Genomic DNA, 20,364 nt, shown 5'->3' with positions numbered 1-20,364 from the left:
CGCTCAAGAGGGCGGGTCGGGGTGGGCTTGCCCTTCGGATGCAGTAGGGGATTCGAAGGAGACAGAGCAATGGCTTCCTCGTCAGCCGCGGAGATCATCAAGGCAGTCGGCGGTGCGGGCAATGTGCAGAGCCTGACGCACTGCGCGACCCGGCTCAGATTCCAGTTGAAGGATGCCTCGGGCGTCGATCAGAAGGCGATCGAGGCGATCCCCGGCGTCATGGGCGCCGTGCCGCAGGCAGGCGACCGCTATCAGGTCGTCATCGGCGGCGGCGTGCAGAACGTCTACAACGAGATCCAGGCGCTGCCCGAGATGGCCGGCGCGGGCGCGGGCGGCGGCGACGAGAGCATCGACGACATCAAGGCCCGCGAGCGCAACAAGGGCGTGCGCGGAAAAGTCGCGTGGATCGACTCGCTGTTCGAGTTCCTGTCGGACTCGTTCCGCCCGATCCTCGGAGCCCTCCTCGGCGCATCCTTCTTCATCACGTTCATGGCGCTCATGGCGACCCTCGACGTGATCCCCGACTGGAACGCGCCGGGGGTCACCCTCGAGCCGTCGTGGGCGTTTGTGAACCTGATGTGGCAGTGCGTGTTCGTGTTCCTGCCGCTCATGGTGGCCTACAACGCCTCGAAGAAGATCGGCGCCGACCCGTGGGTCGGCTTCGCGATCATGGCCGTGCTGATGCTGCCCGGCTTCACGGCACTCGGCGCGGGCGTCGAGAAGACGGCGCTGTTCGGCTTCGAGGCCGCGCAGGTGACCATCGTGCCCATCTGGGGCATCCCGATGCCGATCGCGGACTACTCCTCGCAGGTGTTCCCGCCGCTGCTCATGGCGGCGGTCCTCGGGCCGCTCTACAAGCTGCTGCGCAAGATCATCCCCGACAACCTGCAGCTCATCTTCGTGCCGTTCTTCGCGATGCTCGTCATGATCCCGCTGACCGCGTTCCTCATCGGGCCGATCGGCGTCTACGTCGGTGCAGGCCTTGCGAGCCTCCTGGCCGCCATCAACAGTTGGTCGCCGTTCATCTTCGCGATCGTGATTCCGCTGGCCTACCCGTTCATGGTGCCGCTGGGCCTGCACTGGCCGATCAATGCGATCATGCTGCTGAACATCCAGACGCTCGGGTACGACTTCATCCAGGGCCCCATGGGCGCGTGGAACTTCGCGTGCTTCGGCGCGACCGCGGGCGTTCTGGTGCTGTCGTACCGCAACCGCGACACGCAGATGAAGCAGACCGCGACGGGTGCTCTGGCCGCGGGCCTGCTCGGCGGCATCTCCGAACCATCCCTCTACGGCATCCATCTGCGGTTCAAGCGCATCTATCCGCGGATGCTCGTCGGATGCTTCCTGGGCGGTCTCACCATCGGCGTCGGAAGCCTCATTCTGGGGCTGCCCGACGGCATCACCACCTCGGCGTTCGTCTTCACGTCGCTGCTGACCATCCCCGCGTTCAACCCGATCGGGCTGTACGCGATCGCGATCGCCGTCGCCTTCGTCGTGGCGATGCTGCTCGTGGTCTTCTCGAACTTCCGCACGCCCGAGCAGCAGGCCGAGTTCGAGCGCGAACGCGACGCGGCCGAGGCCGCGGAGGCTGCCAAGCACACCGCTCCCGCGCCGTCCGTGGCGGCGGGTGTCGCTGCCACGGCGGGCGCTGCGGCGACCGCTGCCGCCCCGCTTGCGGCTGCGACGGCGACGGCTCTCCTCGAACGCGAGCCGATCGACATCGCCTCGCCCCTGGACGGGAGAGTGGTGCCCCTCGACCAGGTGCCCGACCCGGTCTTCGCGTCGGGCACGATGGGACCGGGCGCGGCGATCGAACCTTCGAACACCACGGTCGTGTCGCCGGGGCCGGGCACGGTCGTGGCGGCCCAGCCCACCGGGCACGCGTTCGGGCTCGAACTGGACGGCGGCGTCGAGATCCTCATCCATGTGGGCATCGACACGGTGAACCTGAACGGCGAGGGTTTCGACGTCCAGGTGAAAAACGGTGACCGGGTCGAGACCGGCACGCCGCTTGTCATCTTCGACCGAGCCGTCATCGAGAAGGCGGGCTACCCGCTCATCACGCCGGTCATCGTGCTCAACGCCGACGACTTCGGTGAGGTCGCGCCCATCCTCGAGGGCCAGATCAGCACCGGCGGCTCGCTCATCACCGTGGAGCCCAAGCCGGCCGAGTGATCGGGGTCCGGTTCCGAGACCGGATGACGGATGCCTCGCCCCGGCCGATCGGCCGAGGCGAGGCATCCGTCATGTCACGTGACGTGCCGGCAGCGTGACGTGCCGGCCGTCGGGGTTCAATACCAGTTGTACGAGTTCGAGTGTCCCCATGCCGCGCACGGCGAGCCGTAGGAGCCGTTGATGTACTGCAGGCCCCAGATGATCTGGGTGCGGGCGTTGGTCTGCCAGTCGGCGCCGACGCTGGCCATCTTGTCTCCGGGAAGCGACTGCGGGATGCCGGTCGCTCCGCCGTCGGGGTTGTACGCCTGGTAGTCCCAGCCCGACTCGCGGTTCCAGAGGTTCACGAGGCACGAGAACTGGTCGTCGCCCCAGCCGTACTGCGAGGCGGCGTAGTCGCGGGCGAACGCCTGCGCACCGTCGACCGTGTTCGCGGCGGCCTGGGCGGCGGCTTGTGCTGCGGCCTGTGCCGCGGCGGCCTCGTCGGCCTGGCGCTGGGCCTCGGCGGCGGCGGCCGCGGCGTCGGCGTCGGCCTTCTTCTGCTTCGCGGCGTCGAGGCGTTCGCCGAGGGCGGCGGCCTGGGCCTGGACGGCGTCCGCCTCGTCTCGCGCGTCGTCGATGAGCTCGGGCAGCAGCAGCAGCGGGGTGATGTCGGCGTCCTTGAGGCCAGCGATCGCCTCGCGCAGGGCCGCGGTCGAGATCTTCGTCGGGCCGCTCACGGGCAGGGCCGTGGACGCGACATCCGACTCCAGAGCCGTCGCGGCGGCGAGCGCGTTGCGGGCGACCTGGCGGGCGGTGTGGGCCGAAGCCACCATGCGGTCGATGGCGACGGGCGCAGAGTCGCCGGTGAAGGCGGCGACCGCCGCGTCGACGAGCTGTCCGGGGGCGGTCGCCACGATGACACGGGCCGAGGCAGCGGGCATCGCCGCGGTGGCGGCGCCGGTGAGGCCGGCGATGCCGGAGATCGCGCCGAGGGCGACGCCGACGGTGAGCAGGACGCCGAGGCGGCGCGAGCGTGCCCGGAGGGCACGGCGGGTCGAGGGCGCAGTCGAGGAAGGGGTGGGTGTGAAGGGCATGCAGGAACGCTTTCGGGAGCTTCGCTCGCCGCATCGCTGCAGCGAGGTGCGTCCTCGGGTCGAACGCAACGCCGACGAGTCTGAACCCCGGATCTGGACGATTCCGGCCATTTCCCTGGACGGACGGTGGGAGCGGTCCCGCGGGCGTGGTCCGGCGCATGCCCTCCCGATCGCGGTCGACGGGCCGTCGTCACGCCATCGCCGAGGGGGTCCAGCCCTCCCAGCCGAACCGCTCCCAGCGATTCACGATGCGCGGCGCGGGATCGTCGGCGCCGGTCGGAACCACCACCGGGCGACCCGAGATGAACACCCGCTCGACGCGCGAGTCGAGGTCGAGCGGATCCCCCGACCACACCACGACATCGCCATCGCGACCGGCTTCGAGCGCGCCGACGCGGTCGTCCAGGCGCAGGATCGCGGCCGGGTTGACGGTGAGCGCCTCGAGAGCGACGGATGCCGGCAGCCCCTCGCGCACCGCGAGGATCGCCTGAAGGCGCAGCTGCTCGATCGGCACCACCGGGTGGTCCGTGGTGATCGCCACGGTGACGCCCGCCGCGGCGATGAGGGCAAGGTTGCCGACGTGCCGGTCTCTCAGCTCGACCTTGGAGCGCGACGTGAGCATCGGGCCGAAGATGACCGGGATGCCCTTCTCGGCCAGCACATCGGCGATCTTGTGCGCCTCGGTGCCGTGGTTGACCACGAACGTGTACCCGAACTCCTCCGCGATGCGGATCGCGGTGGCGATGTCGTCGTGGCGGTGGCAGTGCTGATCCCAGACGAGGTCGCCGTCGAGCACGGCGGCGAGGGTCTCATTGGCGAGATCGCGGTCGAACGGCTTGCCCTCGGTGGCGGCATCCGCCCGCTTGGCCGCATAGTTGCGCGCCGAGACGAACGCCTCACGAAGGACCGATGCCACGCCCAGCCGCGTCGCCGGAGTCTGCTTCTTGTCGCCCCACACGCGCTTCGGGTTCTCGCCGAGCGCCGACTTCACCGACACCTCGGTGGAGATCACCTGCTCGTCGACGGTGCGGCCGCCCCACGTCTTGAGCGCGACGGTGCGACCGCCGATCGGGTTGCCCGACCCGGGCTTGACGACCGCGGTCGTCACGCCGCCGCGCAGCGCGTCGCGGAACCCTGTCTCTTCGATGTCGATGCCGTCGATCGCGCGGAAGCGCGCGCCGTTCGGATCGGTCATCTCGTTGGTGTCGTCGCCCGACCAGCCCTCGCCGTCCTCGTGCACGCCCAGGTGCCCGTGCGCCTCGACGAAGCCCGGCAGCACCCACTTGCCGCCCGCGTCGATGACGTCGGCGCCTTCGGGGATGCCGGTCTCGGGTCCGCCGACGGCGGCGATCACGCCGTCGGCGATGATGACGACGCCGTTGTCGATGGGGTCGGTGCTGACCGGCACGACCCGGCCTCCGGTGATGACGGTGATCTGCGGCATGCCCCCACCCTAGAGCGGTGCTCCGACACGGCTGTTTCGGATGTCGGCGGCCCGCGCCATACTCGCGGAGGTGGCGAAACCCGTCAGGATCTCAGGAGGCCGCGCGATGGACATCGTTCTCGTTCCCGGAATGTGGCTCGGCGGGTGGGCGTGGTACGCCGTCGCCCCGCTGCTCGAGGCGGCCGGTCACCGGCCGCATCCCGTGACGCTGCCGGGCATGGAGCGCGGTGACGTCGACAGGTCTGCGACGCTGGCCGATGCCGTGGCCGCCGTGGTCGCCCAGATCGACGCGTGCGACGGGCCGGTCGTGCTCGTCGGCCACTCGGCGGCGTGCGGCGTCGCCTCGCTCGCCGTCGACGCGCGGCCCGACCGCGTCGCGCGGGCGATCTACGTCGCGGGCTTCCCGGCGACCGACGGGCAGCCGCTCGTGCGCGGCTACGAGCCCGTCGACGGCGTGGTGCCGTTGCCTGCGTGGTCGCAGTTCGACGATGCCGACGTCCGCGACCTCGGCGAGGGCGGCATGGCGGCGCTCACCGGCGCCGCGGTCCCGACGCCGTGGGGGATCGTGGGCGATGCCGCGCGATTCGCCGGCGATGAACGGCGCTATGACGTGCCGGTGACGGCGATCGCCACCGAGTACTCTTCCGCCGACCTCAGGGAGTGGATCGCGGCGGGGGCGCCGCAGGTGCAGGAGTTCACGCGCATCCGAGATCTCACCTTCGTCGACATCCCCACCGGTCACTGGCCGATGCTCACCCGGCCCGACGATCTCGCCGAGGCGATCCTCGCGCAGCCGCCGATCGGCACGGGGCGCATCCGCGCGGCGGTGTCGGCGAAGCGGTTCCACGAGGCTCCGGGCCTCGAGGAGTGGCGCGTGCTCTACTGGGGTGCGTACGCGTTCTACGCCACCGGATCGTTCGCCGAGGCGGCGCGCTTCACGGCCGCGATCGGCGACATCTCGGCCGCGGTCGGCCACGAGCCCGACGTCGATGTGCGTCCTCGGGGCGTCACTGTCCGAACGTTCACGCGCAGCGACGGGGGCCTCTCCGAGAGCGACGTCGACCTGGCGCAGCGCGTCTCGGCGGTGGCCCGTGAGCTGGGGCTGAGGTCCGACCCGACGCAGGTGCAGCAGGTGGGCATCGCGGTCGCCGAGGCTCCGGACGCCGATTCGCGCCCCTTCTGGGCCGCCGCCTTCGGCTACGACGAGCTCGGCCTCACCGACGCGGTCGACCGGCACCGGCGTGGTCCCCACCTGTCGTTCCAGCCGCTCGAGTCGGGTCGCTCCGGTCGGGGGCGCATGCACGTCGACGTCTCGGTGCCGCGCGAGATCGCCGAAGCGCGCGTGCAGGCTGCGGTCGCCGCCGGCGGTCGGGTGGCGGATGCCTCGCACGCGCCGATGTGGTGGACGCTCGCCTCGCCCGACAACCACGGCGTCGACATCGCCGCGTGGCCGGACTTCGAAGGGAGCGACCACGACCGCGCATAGATCCGGCCGTCAGGTGCGGGCGACGATGAGATACCCGAAGTAGAGGACGTACGCGGCGACGAGCCCGATGCCCTCGGCGCGCGAGAGCCTGCGCCCCGAGATCATCAGCGGGCCGCACACGAGCGACACCGCCACCATCGCCGGCAGATCCACGTGCACGAGCTCGGGGTCGATCGCCACCGTCCCGGGTGCGAACAGCAGCGTCACGCCGAGGATCATCGTCAGGTTGAAGATGCTCGAGCCGATGAGGTTGCCCACCGCGATGTCGCGGTCGCCGCGGAAGGTCGACAGGATCGTCGTCGCGAGCTCGGGCGCGCTCGTGCCGATCGCGACGATGGTGAGGCCGATCAGGGCGTCCGACACCCCGAGCGCGGTCGCGAGGTCGACGGCGCCCTCCACGAGCCACTGCGCCCCGAACACGATCACGACCAGCCCGACGACCAGCAGACCCGATTGCAGCAGGATCGGGCCGGCGCGGCGCTCCCGCGGTCTGGAGACGGGGTACTCCTCGGCGAACTCCGCCAGCACGACTGCGTTCTCGCGGCGGGTCGAGCGCACGAGCAGCACGATGTACACGATCGCGAACACGACGAGGGGAACGCCCTCCCAGACCTGCAGGGCGCCGTCGACCGAGAAGACCAGCAGCAGGAACGCCGCCGCGCCCATCGCGGGCAGGTCGAGCCGAAGGGTCTGCAGCCCGAGCGGGATCGGGCGGATCGCCGCAGACAGGCCGAGGATCAGCAGCAGGTTGACGATGTTCGTTCCGGTGATGTTGCCGACGGCGAGCGAGCCCGCGCCGGTGCGCACCGCGTCGATGCCGACCGCGAGCTCGGGCAGGCTCGTGCCGAGCGAGACGACCGTGAGCCCGACGAGGATCGGGGGCACCCCGAGCCCCGACGCGAGGCGTGCCCCGTAGCGCACGACCAGCTCGGCGCCGAAGATCAGCCCCACCAGTCCCAGGATGATCCACAGAATCGGCGGCATGACAGGAGGATATCGGCGCGACGCGCCGCCTTCCCATCGTTCGTGCTTCGAGCCCTGCCCGGCACCGCTGCCGGCACGCCAAGATGGACGCATGCGCATCCCCACGGTGACCCTCAACGACGGCACGCCCTTCGCCGAGCTCGGCCTCGGCACCTACAACCTGCGCGGCCCCGAGGGGGTGGCATCCATCGTCTCGGCGATCCAGAGCGGGTATCGCCTGCTCGACACGGCCGTCAACTACGAGAACGAGCGCGAGGTCGGCGAGGCGGTGCGCCAGAGTGCGGTGCCGCGCGACGAACTGTTCCTCGTGACGAAGATCCCGGGCCGTCACCACGGCTACGACCTCGCGATCGAGAGCACGAACGGGTCGCTCGCCGCCCTCGGCGTGGATCGCATCGACCTCTCGCTCATCCACTGGCCCAACCCCAGCCGCGACCTCTATCTCTACACGTGGCGCTCGATGATCGATCTGCGCGCGGTCGGCAAGATCGGCTCGATCGGCGTCTCGAACTTCACCGAGCAGATGCTCACGCGCCTCATCGACGAGACCGGAGTGGTGCCGGCCGTGAACCAGGTCGAACTGCACCCGTACTTTCCGCAGGCGGCGCTGCGCGCGTTCCACGCCGAGCACGGCATCCGCACCGAGAGCTGGAGCCCGCTCGCGCGGCGCAGTGAACTGCTGACCGAGCAGGTGATCCACGAACTCTCGGCGATCCACGGCGTGACGCCAACCCAGGTCGTGCTGCGGTGGCACATCGAGCTCGGCAGCACACCGATCCCGAAGTCGGGCGACCCCGACCGACAGCGCGAGAACGCGGATGTCTTCGGGTTCGAGCTCACCGCCGACGAGGTCGCCGCGATCTCGGCTCTCGAGCGCGGGCGCCTGTGGAACGGCGACCCGAACACGCACGAAGAGATGTAGCCGGAGCGGCGGCGGGCCGATGCCGCCACCTGCGGTGCGCCGGTGCCCCGGTTCAGGCGCGCAGCGCCGCGATCCACTCGGCGAAGGTCTGCTTCCCGAGCTGTGCGTCCCGGCCCGGCAGGAGCGCGCCCTCGCGCATGGCTCGTCCGGCAGCGCCGGGCAGGGGGAGCGAGGGGATCCAGCCGCGATGCCCGGTGGCGCGCGCGTAGGTCCGCACCATGTCGACGAGGCTCTCCTCGCGCGGACCCGCGAGGTCCGGCACGCGACCGGCCGGCCCCGCCTCGGCGAGGTCTACGAGGCGTTCGGCGACCTCGCGCGCTGCGATGGGCTGCGTGCGCATGCGCGGGGCCAGGTGCAGGGGGCCCGCCTTCGCGGCCGCGTAGATCTGGCCCGAGAACTCGTGGAACTGCGTCGCGCGCAGGATCGTCCACGGCACGTCGCCGGATTCCACCAGCCGCTCCTGCGCGATCTTGCCCGTGTAGTAGCCGTACGACGACGCCCGGTCGATGCCGACGATCGAGAGCGCCACGTGGTGCGGGACCCCCGCTGCGCGCTCGGCGGCCAGCAGCGCGCGCGTGGTCTCGGTGAAGAACGCCGTCGAGGCGTGGGCCGACTGGGTCGAGATACTGAGCACGTCGATGACGGCATGCGCCGCCTCGATAGCCTCGGCGATGCCGGTGCCCGAACGCACGTCCACGCCCGTGCGGCGCGTGAGCACGACGACCTCGTGCCCGCGTTCCTCGGCGACGGCGACGACGTGTGCGCCGACCCGCCCGGTTCCTCCTGCGATGGCGAATCTCATGGTCTGCATCCTCTCTCATCGCGCCGCGCCGCGCCGCTCGTTCGGGTCCTACCGCTCGACCCTGCCGCTGTGCCAGGGTCGAGCATGACGGAAGGAGCACCCCTCATGACCGAGATCGAGTACCGCCGCATCGAACCCGTCACCGTGTACGCCGCCAGCGGCATCGCAGCCGGCGGACCCGAGGGCGTCCCCACGGTCATCGACCAGATCCTGCCCCCGCTGCTCGGGGCGCTGCACAGCTCCGGCGTCGAGCACCGCGAGCCCGGCATCTTCTGGTACGAGCCCGTCGACGGCACCGACGACCTGCGCGTGTGGGTCTCGTGGATCGCCGGCGACGAGCCGGTGGAGAGCCCCGACTGGCAGGTCGTCGAGCTGCCAGCCGTCGAGCGCGCGGCCACCACGCGCTACGAGGGCGACATGCCCGGGATCGGGCGCGCGTGGAGCGAGTTCATGCAGGCGATCGCCGCCGACGGGGTCGAGATGTACGGCGCGTGCCGCGAGGTGTACCTCGAAGCGCCCTCCGATCGACCCCAGTCCGAATGGGTGACCGAACTGCAGCAGCCCGTTCGGTGACGGGGGATTGCGGGATCAGCCTGCGTGCCTGATCTCGCAGTCCGACCCAGGCGAGAGGATCGCCTCGTGCCCGTCGTCATAGCGCACGACGAGAAGCGGCTCGTCCACGTGGCCGCGGATCTCGATCACCTCTCCGACGTGCTCAGGGGAGCCGACCGTGCGTCCGTGGATGATGACGCGATCACCGACCTTGGTCTGCATCTTCGCACCTCCTCGCGCTCACCCTACGACGGCGACGGCCGGGTCGCCAGGGCCGCCGCCGACTCAGAGCTGGGCGCCATCGTCCCACGGATCGTCGAGCCCTGGCGCCTTTCCGCGCCACGACTCGTACGCGATCAGCCAGCCGATCGAGACCACGATCGCGATCACCAGTCCCAGCACGACGCTGCCGAGGATCGCCCCTACGAGCACGCCGAGGCCGAGCAGCACGACGGTGCCGATGATCCATCCGGTGCGGCCCTTCGGCCACCCCGTGCCGCGTTCAGTCATGCGTTCAGACTACGCGCGGGCCGGGGCATCCGGCCCGCGCGTGAGCACACTCCCGCTCAGCCTTGCGCGGGGCTGTACGCGATCATCCAGTCGATGCCGAAGCGGTCCGTCAGCATGCCGAAGCGGCCGCCCCACGGCGGCACGTCGAACGGCATCGTGACCGACCCGCCCTCGCCGAGCGCGTTCCAGAAGCGCTCGAGCTTCGCCTCGTCGTCGCCGCTGACCGACACCGAGATGCCGGCGGGCTTGGTGTACTCCATGCCGGTCGGCGTGTCGGCGCCCATGAGCACGAAGCCGTCGGGGGTGCTCAGCTGCGCGTGCATGACGAGGTCCGCCTCGGCGGGATCCTGCACCATGCCGTCGAACTCGCTGAACGTCGATACGACGAGGTCGCCGCCGAACACGCTGCGGTAGAACTCCATCGCGGCTCGCGCCTCGTTCTTGAACGAGAGGTAGGGGTTGAGGCTGGGCATGTCGCTCCTCGGTAGGACGGTGGATGGGATGCCGCGACCGGCCTCGCGGCATGGTCCAGTGTGCTCCTGGCCTGCGACATCCGACAGGGCAGACGGTCCGCGGCATCCGCATCGCGCATGCCTGCCGCGCCGACCGTTGACTCCGGCTCCGCACTGCACTAGCTTTGCAAGGCTGTGCCGACCGGCGCAGCGTTCGAGCCGAGGAGGCGACCGATGCCCGCGAAGCGGAATCAGCGCGTGACGGTTCTGGGCTTCCAGCCCAGCGACCGTGACGAGTCGTACCCTCCGGCGCGCGCCGTGTGACAGCATCCGCTCTTCTCACGCCCCGCACCGACAGGTCCGGGGCGTTTCTCTTTGCGCAGTCACTGCGCTCGGAGCCCGACCCCGACCGGCACGGACTTCGAGCCCGCCAACGGGCCACGCAAGGAAAGGAATCATGGAGAGGCTCTCCGCACGGCTGCTCTCGTGGGCGAGCCTGATCGACGAGAAGACCGTCGAGCAGGCACGCACCTCGTCTCGCATGCCGTTCATCCACCCGCATCTGGCGCTCATGCCGGACGCGCACCTGGGCAAGGGTGCGACCGTCGGGTCGGTCATCCCGACCCTCGGCGCGATCATCCCCGCTGCCGTCGGCGTAGACATCGGCTGCGGCATGATCGCCGTGCGCACGCAGTTCACGAAGGACCACCTCGCGAACCGCCCACTCAGCGAGCTGCGCGAGCAGATCGAGCGCGCGATCCCGCTGTCGGCCGGTCGGTACAACAACAAGGTCGTGGCGACCGCCGCGCCGCGCGTCGCCGAGCTCGAAGCGCTCGCCGAGAAGGCCGAGTTCGACCCGGCGAAGTTCGGCGGCAACTGGCGCGTGCAGCTGGGCTCGCTCGGCTCCGGCAACCACTTCATCGAGGTGTCGGTCGACGAGTCGGATCGGGTGTGGCTGTTCCTGCACTCCGGATCCCGCGGTGTCGGCAACAAGATCGCCGCGCATCACATCGGGGTCGCGCAGCGGCTCGCGAAGCAGTGGTGGATCGAGCTGCCCGACCCCGACCTCGCCTACCTCGTCGAGGGCACGCCGGAGTTCTCGCGGTACATCCGCGAGCTGCGGTGGGCACAGCACTTCGCCCTGCTCAACCGGGAGGAGATGATGGACAGGGTCGTGCGTCAGGTGTCGGAGTTCCTCGGCGAGCCCGTGGCTGAGCACGAGCGGATCAACTGTCACCACAACTTCACCGAGCACGAGAAGCACTTCGGCACGCAGGTGTGGGTGTCGCGAAAGGGGGCGATCCAGGCGGACGCGGGCCGACCCGGACTCATCCCCGGATCGATGGGCACCGCCTCGTACGTCGTGGAGGGCCTCGGCAACCCGTTGTCGCTCAACTCGTCGCCGCACGGCGCGGGCCGGGAGTACTCGCGGTCGGCCGCCCGGCGCACCTTCTCGCACGAGCAGCTGCGCGAGGCGATGGCGGGCATCGAGTTCCGCGACACGGACGCTTTCGTCGACGAGATCCCGCAGGCGTACAAGCCGATCGACACGGTGATGGCCGACGCCGCCGACCTCGTCAAGGTCCGGCACACGCTCCGGCAGCTCGTCAACGTGAAGGGCGATTGAGCGGATGCCGCGACCCGGCGTGAAGCGTCGGGTCGCGGCATCCGATATGCGCCGCCGTCGCCCGTCGGTCCGCTGACCCCGGACCCCGCCGAAGGGCCGTCCCCGCTCAGCGGTCGCGGTGGTCCTCGGGGTGCAGGCGCGGACCGCGCCGCGGCTCGCGCGCCCCGCTCAGCCCGATCAGGCGGATGACCCGCTGCCGCTGGCCCGTCCACGGCGCGAGGAGCCGCAGCATCCCGTCGTCGTCGACGCGCTCGCCGGTGAGCGCGTAGCCGACCTCGTGCGCGAGGTGGAAGTCGCCGACGCTCACGGCGTCGGGGTCGCCGAGTGCCCGGATGCGGGTCTCGGCCGCAGTCCACGCACCGACACCGCGCTGGCTCGTGAGCACGCGATCGCGTGCGTCGGCGTCGGAGGCCTCGAGCACCGCGCGCTCGATCGACGCCCCGTGCCGCGCGGCCTCGACGATCGTGCGCGCCTGCGGCGGCTCGAGGCCTGCTCGATGCCACGCCCACGACGGCACCTGGCGCCACCCGTCGATCGAGGGCGGCGCGAACATCGGGCGCGGCGTGGGGCCGGGTGCCCGTTCGCCGAACCAGGTGACGATCCGCCGCCACGCGGCGAAGGCCTGCGTGCCGGTGACCTTCTGCTCGATGATCGCCCCGGCGAGCGCGTCGAACACGATCCCGGTGCGACCCAGCCGCAGGCCCGGATTGCGCCGGTGGGTCTCGGCGACGAGCGGATGCCCCGACCCGTCGAATCCCGTCGGATCGTCGTCGGCGCCGCACAGCGCGGGCAGCTGCGCGATCGCCCACTCGCGCCCCGGCCCCCATGCGGCGCCGCGGATCACCCCGGGGCTCACCTCGCGCAGCGCGAGCGTCGCGACTCCGTGCGGAGTGCGGCTCGCGCGCCAGATCACCGCGCCGTCGACGATCGTGGTGGGATCGGCGAATCCGCGCCGCTGCACGAGCACCGTGCGCGAGAGGTCGAGCGGATGCCGCGGCCGGTACTCCGTCTCGAGAGGTCGGCCGAAATCTGGGCGGGAGTCGCGCAGGGCGCCCCTCGCATGCGCGTCGCGCACGGGGAAGACACCCGACGACCTCATGCGTTCACGATACGTCGTGGCTGCGACATCCGCCGACCGTGTCTCGGTCGTCCCGTGAGGCGGGGTTCGCGGCATCGGCGCCCGCCGCTCGTGATGACGCGCGCGACCGGCCGAAGCGCCGCGCCAGGCCCGTGAGCGAGGCTCAGAAGCGGTCGGGCGACGGCGTGCCGTGGCCGTAGCGGATCACGACGTCGGCGTGGCGGTCGAAGCGGTAGCCCACTCCGCGCACCGTGCGGACGATGTCCTCGTAGCGGCCGAGCTTCGCGCGCAGACGTCGCACGTGCACGTCGATCGTGCGCTCGCCGGGTGCGTCGTCGTCCTGCGTGCCCTGCCAGAGCGAGCCGACGAGCTCGGTGCGCTCGATCGTGCGCCCTTCGCGCAGCACGAGGTACTGCAGCAGCTCGAACTCCTTGAAGGTCAGGGCGGCCGACTCGCCGTCGATGAGCACGCGCTTGCGTGAGATGTCGACGACGACGCCAGAGGGTGCGCGCTCCTCGTCGGACTCGTCGTCCTGCTTGGTGCGCGCGACGGCCGACGGCTCGTGCAGGGCGAGTCGCACGACGTCGACGTCGCGGCCGCCCGCGCCGACGGGGGCCAGTGCGACGGTGGCGTAGGTCTCGGCGCCGGGGGCGAGGTCGGCGAGGGTGCGGCGCAGCGCGTCGACCAGAACGCCGAGCGAGACGCCGGATGCCGCGGCCTTCGCCTCGTCGATGCCGACGTACAGCGCGAAGCCGCGGGGGGTGGTGCCGGTCGGGACCGCGCGCACGGCGGCAGGGTCTGCGGGGGCGGGCGCCGCCGCAGCGGGGGCGATGCGCTCGGTCACGCGGGTCGCCGGACTGTTGTGGGTGAGGGGGCGGTCGAGGAGTGCGGTGTTCGACATGGGAGGGAGAATCCTTGCGATCGGAACCCGGGCGTCTGGCCGGAGCGGGTTCTTCTGTGTTGCGGGAATCGGCCGGGTTCGTGGCCGGTGCGGGGCACGCGACAGTGCGACGGATGTCGCGGTGTCCGTGCGGAGACTCGGTTCGATGCCCTCGGAACGGGGCCGAATCGATCGAGTCCGGCGGGTGTCACCGGATCACAGGCACATTCGACAACGCCCGACAACGCGGCCGGCCATCATGCCGGCAGCCCCGTTCGCCTCCCAGGCGGACAGAGTGAGTGCGTTGTCATTCATGTGGGCGATTATGACCGAAGGTTCCCTTATGAGTCAAATCACGAAACATTATGAATTCGAGCGGATGCCCCTTGAACCTGCACACCCTGTCTGAGGAACGCCAGTTCCTGGTCGACGAGGTCGCAGCGTCGGCCGACGCGCGCGGTCATCGATCCCGCACCGAGAAAGCAGACGTACGCTGTCGGGGTGAAAGAGCTCCGTTTCGCCCACGAGTCCGACGCCTCGCGGTACACCCTGCACCGAGGCGACGACCTCGTCAGCGTTCTGGACTACCGCGACGACGGCCGCAGCGTCTCGATGACGCGTGCCTACACGGTCCCGCCGTTCCGCGGCCACGGCTATGCGGGGGAACTCGTCGATCGCGCCATCGCCGAGCTCGAGGCATCCGGTGATCGCAGCGTGATCCCGGTGTGCTGGTACGTGGCCGACTGGTTCACCGCGCACCCCGACCGATCGGCGATCCTCCGCAGGAGCGCGTAACGCCGTGCCCGCGAGCGCGGATGTCGGCGGCACGTCGGTCGACGAGATCGCGCGCGTGCTGGCACAGCAGCTCGCCGGCGGCACGACCTGACCCGGGGGCGCCGGAGTTCACGCGCACGCCGGCTGCGCGGGCGCCAGCCGGATCGGCCTCGGCCACGCGGCCGGGCGACCGGGCCGCGTGCGGTCGATGCCCGCCGCGATCTCTTGCGCGACCGCTGCCGCGCGCTCGCTGCGGGCGGCCCGGATCGCGAGATCCCGAGCGCGCAGCGCGCTCTCGGTGCGGAACTGCACTTCGCTGGCGTGAACGGTCCAGAGCATGATTCCTCCATCGGTTCCGACACACCGAACCTAGAGCGGGGCTCCGACATTTCCGCGTGCGGCGGTGATGGCAGGAATCGACGCAGGGGTGGCGGCATCCGCGCAAGGCGCGTCAGACCGCCGTCACATACGCCCAGCCGGCGCCGTCGCGCACGAAGCCGCTGCGCTCGCGCAGCTCGTGGCGCCGCCCGTCGAGCCGGAAGGTCGCGATGAACTCGACCTCGCCGTCGCGGTCGAACAGACCGCCGCCGCGGCGGTCTACGATCTCGAGGTGCAGCCAGCGCTGGGCGGGATCGAGCTCGAGCCGATCGGGCCGGGTCGACGGGTGCCAGCTTCGCAGAAGGTACTCCGCGTCGCCGACCACGAACGCCGAATAGCGCGAGCGCATGAGCCGCTCGGCCGTGAGCGCCGGCGCGCCCGCGTGGAGGGGGCCGCAGCAGTTGCCGTAGGTCTCCCCGGTGCCGCACGGGCATCGCGACGCGTCATCCATCGGTCCATTGTGCCGGAGCGACCGCGGGGCGTCGGAGCGATGTCGCAGGCCGAACCTACGGTGGGAGCATGCGGATCCTGCACACCTCCGACTGGCACATCGGCCGCTCCTTCCACGGGCACTCGACGCTCGACGCGCTGGGCTCGGTGCTGTCGGTGCTGGCCGCCCAGGTGCGCGAGCACGAGGTCGACGTCGTGCTCGTCGCGGGCGACGTCTTCGACTCGGCAGCCCCGTCCGCCGCCTGCTACCCGGTGCTCACGCGCACGCTGCGCGCTCTGTCCGACGCGGGCGCGCAGGTCGTCGTCACGAGCGGCAACCACGATTCGGCGGCGCGGCTCGGGTTTCAGGCCGAGCTCCTCCGCGAGGGCATCCACGTCGTCACCGATCCCCTCACGGTCGGAACCCCGATCACCATCGACGACCGGTTCGGTCCGGTGCACTTCTACGGCATCCCCTTCCTCGAGCCGGCCCTGGTGCGCCACCTGTGGCCGGACGCTGCGCTGCGCACGCAGGCCGACACGATCGCGCACGCGATGTCGCTCGTGCGCGCCGACCTCGCCGAGCGGGGCGGGCGCTCGGTCGTGATGGCACATTGCTTCGCGGCAGGCGTCGATGCCACGCCCGGCGTCGAGCGCGAGATCCGCCAGGGCACGCTCGACGTCGTCCCGCTGTCGGCATTCGAGGGTCCGGACTACGTCGCGCTCGGGCACATCCACGGCAGGCAGCAGCTCTCGCCGCGCGTGCGGTACGCGGGGGCGCCCCTGCACTACAGCTTCGGCGAGGGCGACAAGCCGCGCGGGTCCTGGCTCATCGAGACGGATGCCGCGGGCTGCGTGTCCGCCGAGTGGCTCGATCTTCCGGTGCCGCGCGCGCTCGTGACGCTCACCGCGCCCTTCGACGAACTGCTGGCCGACCCGCGGTTCGCCTCGGCCGAGGCGGCATGGGTGTGCGCGCGCTATACCGATGCGACGCCGCAGCTCGAGCCCATGCGGCGCCTCCAGGCGCGCTTTCCGCACTGCGCAGCGGTGGTTCACGCGCCGAGCGTCGAGCGCGCCGACGACGCAGCGACGTACGCGCAGCGCGTGCACGCGAGCCGCAGCCACGCCGAACTGATGGACGCCTTCCTCGTGCATGTCCGAAACGGCGAGGGGGCGACCAAGAGCGAGACCGCGCTCATCCATGAGATCGTCGCCGAGCGTGCGGCCGCCGAGGCGCTCGCATGAGACTGCACAGCCTCGAGCTCGAGGGCTTCGGGCCGTTCCGCGATCGGCAGGTCGTCGACTTCGACGGCTTTCGCCAGGACGGCATCTTCCTCATCGCGGGCCGAACGGGCGCCGGCAAGTCGAGCGTGCTCGACGGCGTGTGCTTCGCGCTCTACGGCGGCGTGCCCCGCTACGAATCGGGCGACCGGCGTCTGCGGAGCGACTACTGCGCCCCCGACGAGCCGACGTCGGCGACCGTCGTGTTCAGCGTGGGCGAGCAGCGGTGGCGTGTCACGCGCTCGCCCGAGTACGAGCGGGCCAAGAAGCGCGGCGTCGGAACCACCCCGGTCGCCGCCGACGCGCAGCTCGACGAGTTCGTCGACGGCGCATGGGTCGGGCGCGCTGCGGGTCTGCGCAATGTGGGACTCGCGCTCGACGACGTGCTCGGGCTCACACAGCAGCAGTTCCTCCAGGTGATCCTCCTCGCACAAAACAGGTTCGCCGAGTTCCTGCTCGCCAAGAGCGACGAGCGCCAGAAGCTGCTGCGGCGGCTGTTCGGCACACGCACGTTCGAGCAGTACCAAGAGGCGCTGGAACAGCGCCGCAAAGACGCCCAGGCAGCCATCGAGGCGGCCGGCGACGGGGCGAGCCTGCTTCTCGACGAGGCCGAGCGGCTGCTCGACTCCGCGCAGCAGTGGGAAGGCTTCGGCGAGGCGGGCGAGGTGCTCGACCGCATCGACGCGGCCTCCGACGCCGAAGGCTCGGCCGACGACCTCGCGGCCCGGGTCGCGCGCGCCGAGCATGGCGTGCGCACCGCCCACGCCCGAGCAGGAGCCCTTCGCGAGCAGAGTGCGGCCGCCACCGCCGCCGCCCGCAGTGCGGAGTCCGCGCTCGCGGCCGCCTCCTGGCTGCACGAGAAGTTGCAGCAGCTCGAGAAGTCACGGTCGAGGCTGGCCGCGCTCGAGGCGGCATCGCCGTCGATCGAGTCCGATCGTCTCGTTGTCGAACGAGCCGACGCCGCCGAAGCGCTGCGCGCCCCCCTCGATGCCGCCGAGCGCGCCGCCGCCGCGGCGGCAGTGGCCGCGAGCGAGCGCGAAGCGCGTCGGGCCGCGTGGACGAAGGCGGGCGGCGAGCACGACGCGGATGCCACGGCGCTGCGCGGGATCGCCGACGAGCTCACCGGGCAGCTGGCGCGGTGGGCCGGCGCCGAGGGCCGGGAACGCGAACTGGCCGCGCTCGCCGCGCAGATCGCCCGCAACCAGCAGCGCGCCGAAGCGCTCGAACACGAGGTGCGCGAGATCGACGAGCGCCGCGCGGCACTGGCCGCACGTCTGGCCGGCCTGGAGCCCGACCTGCGTGCGGCCCTCGGTGATGCCGGGCGCCTCGGCGACGCGCAGGCACGCCTCGCGAGCGCCGCCGAGCGCCTCGCCGCCGCGCGAGAGGCCGAGGCGCTCGCGACGGACGTCGCCGCCGCCGAGGCCGCTCAGCTCGCCGCGGCACAGACCCACGATCGGGCACGTGCCGAGGTCACCGATCTGCTGACACGGCGTCTGGCCGGCTACGCGGGCGAACTCGCGGGCGGGCTCGTCGACGGCATCCCCTGCGCGGTGTGCGGATCGACCGATCACCCCGACCCGGCGGTGACCGAGGGCGCCGTGGTCACCGACGACGAGATCGCGCGGGCCGAGGCGGTTCGCGACGAGCAGGCGGCGACAGAGAAGGCTGCGGCGCAGCGCGCGGCGCACGTGCGGTCGGCGCACGCAGGGGCGCTCGCCCGAGCCGGGGGCGAATCCGTCGCCACGCTCGAGGTTCAGCATCACGAAGCAGCCGCAGAGGTTCGTGCCGCGCGGGACGCCGACGCCCGTCGCGCGACACTCACCGAAGAGCGCGACGCGCTCGTGGCAGCGGACGCCGAAGCCGCCGACCAACGGGGGCGTGCGGCGACGGCGCTCGCAGACCTGCGCGTCGTGCTGGCGGTGGCGAAGACGGATGCCGCGACCCTCGAGCGCGCCGTCGCCGAGGCGCGCGGTTCGTTCGCCTCCGTCGCAGAGCGGGTCGCCGAATCGACCCGTCGCCGAGCGCTCGCCGGCTCGTTCGCCGATGCGATCTTCGCAAGCAGCGCGGCAGACAAGGCCGCGGTGCAGGCTCTCGCCGACGTGGACCAGCTGCTGGCGGCGAGCGCCTTCGAAGACCGTGCGCAGGCGTCGGCGGCGCTGCGCGCGCCCGACGTGCGTGCGGCGCTGCGCCGGCGCGTGGGCGACCACGAGGTCGCGCTGCGCACCGAAACGGAGCACGCACGCCGCCTCGAGCACGAGATCGGGGAAGCGGCAAGCGGCCTGGAGGATCTCGCTTCGGCCACCGCTTCGCGCGACACGGCGCTCGCCAGCGAGCGGCAGGCTGTTGAGGCCTGCACCCGTGCCGAGCAGACGGCGCAGCAGGTGAGCGACCTCGTGCGGCGCGCGGCCGCTGCTCATGAGGGGATCGCCGCGCTCGCCGCGGACCGTGACGTCATCGCCCGTCTCGCGAACACCGTCAGCGGTCGCGCGCCCAACACGCATCGGATGACGCTCGAGGCGTTCGTGCTCGCCGCCGAGCTCGAGGTGATCGTCGATGCCGCGAACCTTCGTCTCGAAGACATGTCGAACGGGCGCTATCGATTGCAGCACTCCGACGCCCGCGCAGCGCGGAATGCGGCATCGGGGCTCGGACTCGAGATCATGGACGCGCACACAGGGCAGTCGAGGCCGGCGCAGTCGCTCTCAGGCGGCGAGACCTTCCTCGCCTCGCTGGCGTTGGCGCTGGGCCTCGCCGAAGTCGTCACCGCCCGTGCCGGAGGGATCCGGCTCGACACCCTGTTCATCGACGAGGGCTTCGGCTCGCTCGACGACGAGACGCTCGAACTGGCCATGCGCGCGCTCGACGAGCTCCGTCAGGGCGGACGCACGGTGGGCCTGATCAGCCATGTCGCGGCCATGAAGGAGCAGATACCCGCTCAACTGGTCATCGAGGCCACCGCCGCCGGCCCCAGCATCATCCGTCAGGCGAGCGTCGATGTCGCGGCCGGAAGCGCGTGAGGGCGGCGTCGCAGGGACGCCCGCCATCGGCCTTCTTCCGCGGTTTTCTGCGGGTTGTGGGGTGCGACACGCCCGGGGTGCAGGCTGGATTCGACGGATGGGGGGATCGCACGTAAAGTATTACTTGTTCGCCCCACAGGGAAGAGCGCGGGACTGAGAGTCCCGCCCCCCTCAAGCGGAGAACCAACCTCCATCTGATGCAACATCGCGTTTTGCGAGATGCGACCTCCGGGTCTAGGATGGAACTCCACCCCGTGGACCGCGGTCATCGGCTGCCAGTGAGGATCAGAGATCCCCAACAGTCGGTTCGACAGACGGAACGGTGTGGCTAACAAGAACTAGCCTCATGGGCAAAGTCGCGAGACTCGACCATGGGAGCGTCCGTTCCTTGAGAACTCAACAGCGTGCACTTGTCAAATGCCAAATTTTATCCTCGTCCAGGCTTTTTGGTCTGGTTGAGAATTCCTTTGGATCAATTTATGGATGTCAGTGACATT

19 protein-coding genes are annotated in these 20,364 nt (G+C 71.0%); 8 read left to right on the top strand and 11 right to left on the bottom strand.

The genetic code is table 11. The annotated features are described in order from the left end of the window. Positions 1-69: 69 nt before the first annotated feature. Positions 70-2,178 carry a glucose PTS transporter subunit IIA gene (locus AB1K54_RS11410; protein ID WP_371202871.1) on the top strand — a complete coding sequence of 703 codons (2,109 nt, stop codon included), beginning with the start codon at positions 70-72 and terminating at the stop codon, positions 2,176-2,178. A 116-nt stretch (positions 2,179-2,294) separates the two neighbouring features. Here AB1K54_RS11410 and AB1K54_RS11405 read toward each other — a convergent pair whose 3' ends face one another. Together AB1K54_RS11405 and AB1K54_RS11400 are read right to left on the bottom strand one after the other, a co-directional pair. Continuing rightward, positions 2,295-3,251 (bottom strand): phospholipase, encoded by a 957-nt coding sequence (locus AB1K54_RS11405; RefSeq protein ID WP_371202870.1) that lies wholly within the window; start codon positions 3,249-3,251, stop codon positions 2,295-2,297. 190 nt (positions 3,252-3,441) lie between these two features. Then, the gene (locus AB1K54_RS11400; RefSeq protein WP_371202869.1) at positions 3,442-4,695 is read right to left on the bottom strand and encodes an amidohydrolase; all 1,254 of its coding nucleotides are present in this window, start codon (positions 4,693-4,695) and stop codon (positions 3,442-3,444) included. A 106-nt stretch (positions 4,696-4,801) separates the two neighbouring features. On the opposite strand from AB1K54_RS11400, the gene AB1K54_RS11395 reads away from it, so the two are divergent. Beyond that, complete coding sequence (locus AB1K54_RS11395; protein WP_371202868.1) at positions 4,802-6,181, top strand: alpha/beta fold hydrolase; 1,380 nt, start codon at positions 4,802-4,804, stop codon at positions 6,179-6,181. A 9-nt stretch (positions 6,182-6,190) separates the two neighbouring features. On the opposite strand, the gene AB1K54_RS11390 is transcribed toward AB1K54_RS11395, so the two are convergent. After that, positions 6,191-7,165, bottom strand: a complete 975-nt coding sequence (locus tag AB1K54_RS11390) for a calcium/sodium antiporter (protein WP_371202867.1) — start codon at positions 7,163-7,165, stop codon at positions 6,191-6,193. Positions 7,166-7,256: 91 nt separating this feature from the next. On the opposite strand from AB1K54_RS11390, the gene AB1K54_RS11385 reads away from it, so the two are divergent. Beyond that, complete coding sequence (locus tag AB1K54_RS11385; RefSeq protein WP_371202866.1) at positions 7,257-8,087, top strand: aldo/keto reductase; 831 nt, start codon at positions 7,257-7,259, stop codon at positions 8,085-8,087. Between the two features lie 52 nt (positions 8,088-8,139). Here AB1K54_RS11385 and AB1K54_RS11380 read toward each other — a convergent pair whose 3' ends face one another. Continuing rightward, positions 8,140-8,889 carry an SDR family oxidoreductase gene (locus AB1K54_RS11380; protein WP_371202865.1) on the bottom strand — a complete coding sequence of 250 codons (750 nt, stop codon included), beginning with the start codon at positions 8,887-8,889 and terminating at the stop codon, positions 8,140-8,142. A 105-nt stretch (positions 8,890-8,994) separates the two neighbouring features. Here AB1K54_RS11380 and AB1K54_RS11375 point away from each other — a divergent pair, with 105 nt between their 5' ends. Then, positions 8,995-9,462 (top strand): GyrI-like domain-containing protein, encoded by a 468-nt coding sequence (locus tag AB1K54_RS11375; protein WP_371202864.1) that lies wholly within the window; start codon positions 8,995-8,997, stop codon positions 9,460-9,462. A gap of 15 nt (positions 9,463-9,477) precedes the next feature. Here AB1K54_RS11375 and AB1K54_RS11370 read toward each other — a convergent pair whose 3' ends face one another. The 3 genes from AB1K54_RS11370 to AB1K54_RS11360 form a co-directional block, all read right to left on the bottom strand. After that, positions 9,478-9,663, bottom strand: a complete 186-nt coding sequence (locus AB1K54_RS11370; protein WP_371202863.1) for a DUF1918 domain-containing protein — start codon at positions 9,661-9,663, stop codon at positions 9,478-9,480. 63 nt (positions 9,664-9,726) lie between these two features. Then, a complete protein-coding gene (locus tag AB1K54_RS11365) occupies positions 9,727-9,951 on the bottom strand; it encodes a hypothetical protein (RefSeq protein ID WP_371202862.1) in 225 nt (74 codons plus the stop codon). A 56-nt stretch (positions 9,952-10,007) separates the two neighbouring features. Next, entirely contained in the window at positions 10,008-10,424 is a 417-nt protein-coding gene (locus AB1K54_RS11360) for a VOC family protein (RefSeq protein ID WP_371202861.1), read from the bottom strand. Between the two features lie 436 nt (positions 10,425-10,860). Here AB1K54_RS11360 and AB1K54_RS11355 point away from each other — a divergent pair, with 436 nt between their 5' ends. Continuing rightward, the gene (locus AB1K54_RS11355; RefSeq protein ID WP_371202860.1) at positions 10,861-12,030 is read left to right on the top strand and encodes an RtcB family protein; all 1,170 of its coding nucleotides are present in this window, start codon (positions 10,861-10,863) and stop codon (positions 12,028-12,030) included. A gap of 106 nt (positions 12,031-12,136) precedes the next feature. On the opposite strand, the gene AB1K54_RS11350 is transcribed toward AB1K54_RS11355, so the two are convergent. After that, positions 12,137-13,129: a DNA-3-methyladenine glycosylase gene (locus tag AB1K54_RS11350; RefSeq protein ID WP_371202859.1), complete on the bottom strand. Its 993-nt coding sequence runs from the start codon at positions 13,127-13,129 to the stop codon at positions 12,137-12,139. Positions 13,130-13,271: 142 nt separating this feature from the next. Further along, the gene (locus AB1K54_RS11345; RefSeq protein ID WP_371202858.1) at positions 13,272-14,009 is read right to left on the bottom strand and encodes a winged helix-turn-helix domain-containing protein; all 738 of its coding nucleotides are present in this window, start codon (positions 14,007-14,009) and stop codon (positions 13,272-13,274) included. Positions 14,010-14,489: 480 nt separating this feature from the next. Between AB1K54_RS11345 and AB1K54_RS11340 the strand changes: the two genes are divergently transcribed. Further along, positions 14,490-14,783 (top strand): GNAT family N-acetyltransferase, encoded by a 294-nt coding sequence (locus tag AB1K54_RS11340; RefSeq protein ID WP_371202857.1) that lies wholly within the window; start codon positions 14,490-14,492, stop codon positions 14,781-14,783. 108 nt (positions 14,784-14,891) lie between these two features. Here the strand turns inward: AB1K54_RS11340 and AB1K54_RS11335 are convergent, their stop codons facing one another. After that, positions 14,892-15,101, bottom strand: a complete 210-nt coding sequence (locus tag AB1K54_RS11335; protein ID WP_371202856.1) for a hypothetical protein — start codon at positions 15,099-15,101, stop codon at positions 14,892-14,894. Positions 15,102-15,213: 112 nt separating this feature from the next. Further along, on the bottom strand, positions 15,214-15,591 hold the full coding sequence (locus AB1K54_RS11330) for a YchJ family protein (protein WP_371202855.1): 378 nt from the start codon (positions 15,589-15,591) through the stop codon (positions 15,214-15,216). 68 nt (positions 15,592-15,659) lie between these two features. On the opposite strand from AB1K54_RS11330, the gene AB1K54_RS11325 reads away from it, so the two are divergent. Next, the gene (locus AB1K54_RS11325) at positions 15,660-16,814 is read left to right on the top strand and encodes an exonuclease SbcCD subunit D (protein WP_371202854.1); all 1,155 of its coding nucleotides are present in this window, start codon (positions 15,660-15,662) and stop codon (positions 16,812-16,814) included. Then, positions 16,811-19,867: an AAA family ATPase gene (locus AB1K54_RS11320; RefSeq protein ID WP_371202853.1), complete on the top strand. Its 3,057-nt coding sequence runs from the start codon at positions 16,811-16,813 to the stop codon at positions 19,865-19,867. The genes AB1K54_RS11325 and AB1K54_RS11320 overlap by 4 nt, the downstream gene beginning before the upstream one ends. Positions 19,868-20,364 lie beyond the last annotated feature (497 nt).

This window comes from Microbacterium sp. BWT-B31 (assembly GCF_041379855.1).
Lineage (GTDB): Bacteria > Actinomycetota > Actinomycetes > Actinomycetales > Microbacteriaceae > Microbacterium.
The sequence above is the reverse complement of the archived record's forward strand: the minus strand, read 5'-3'. Positions and strand labels throughout refer to the sequence as shown.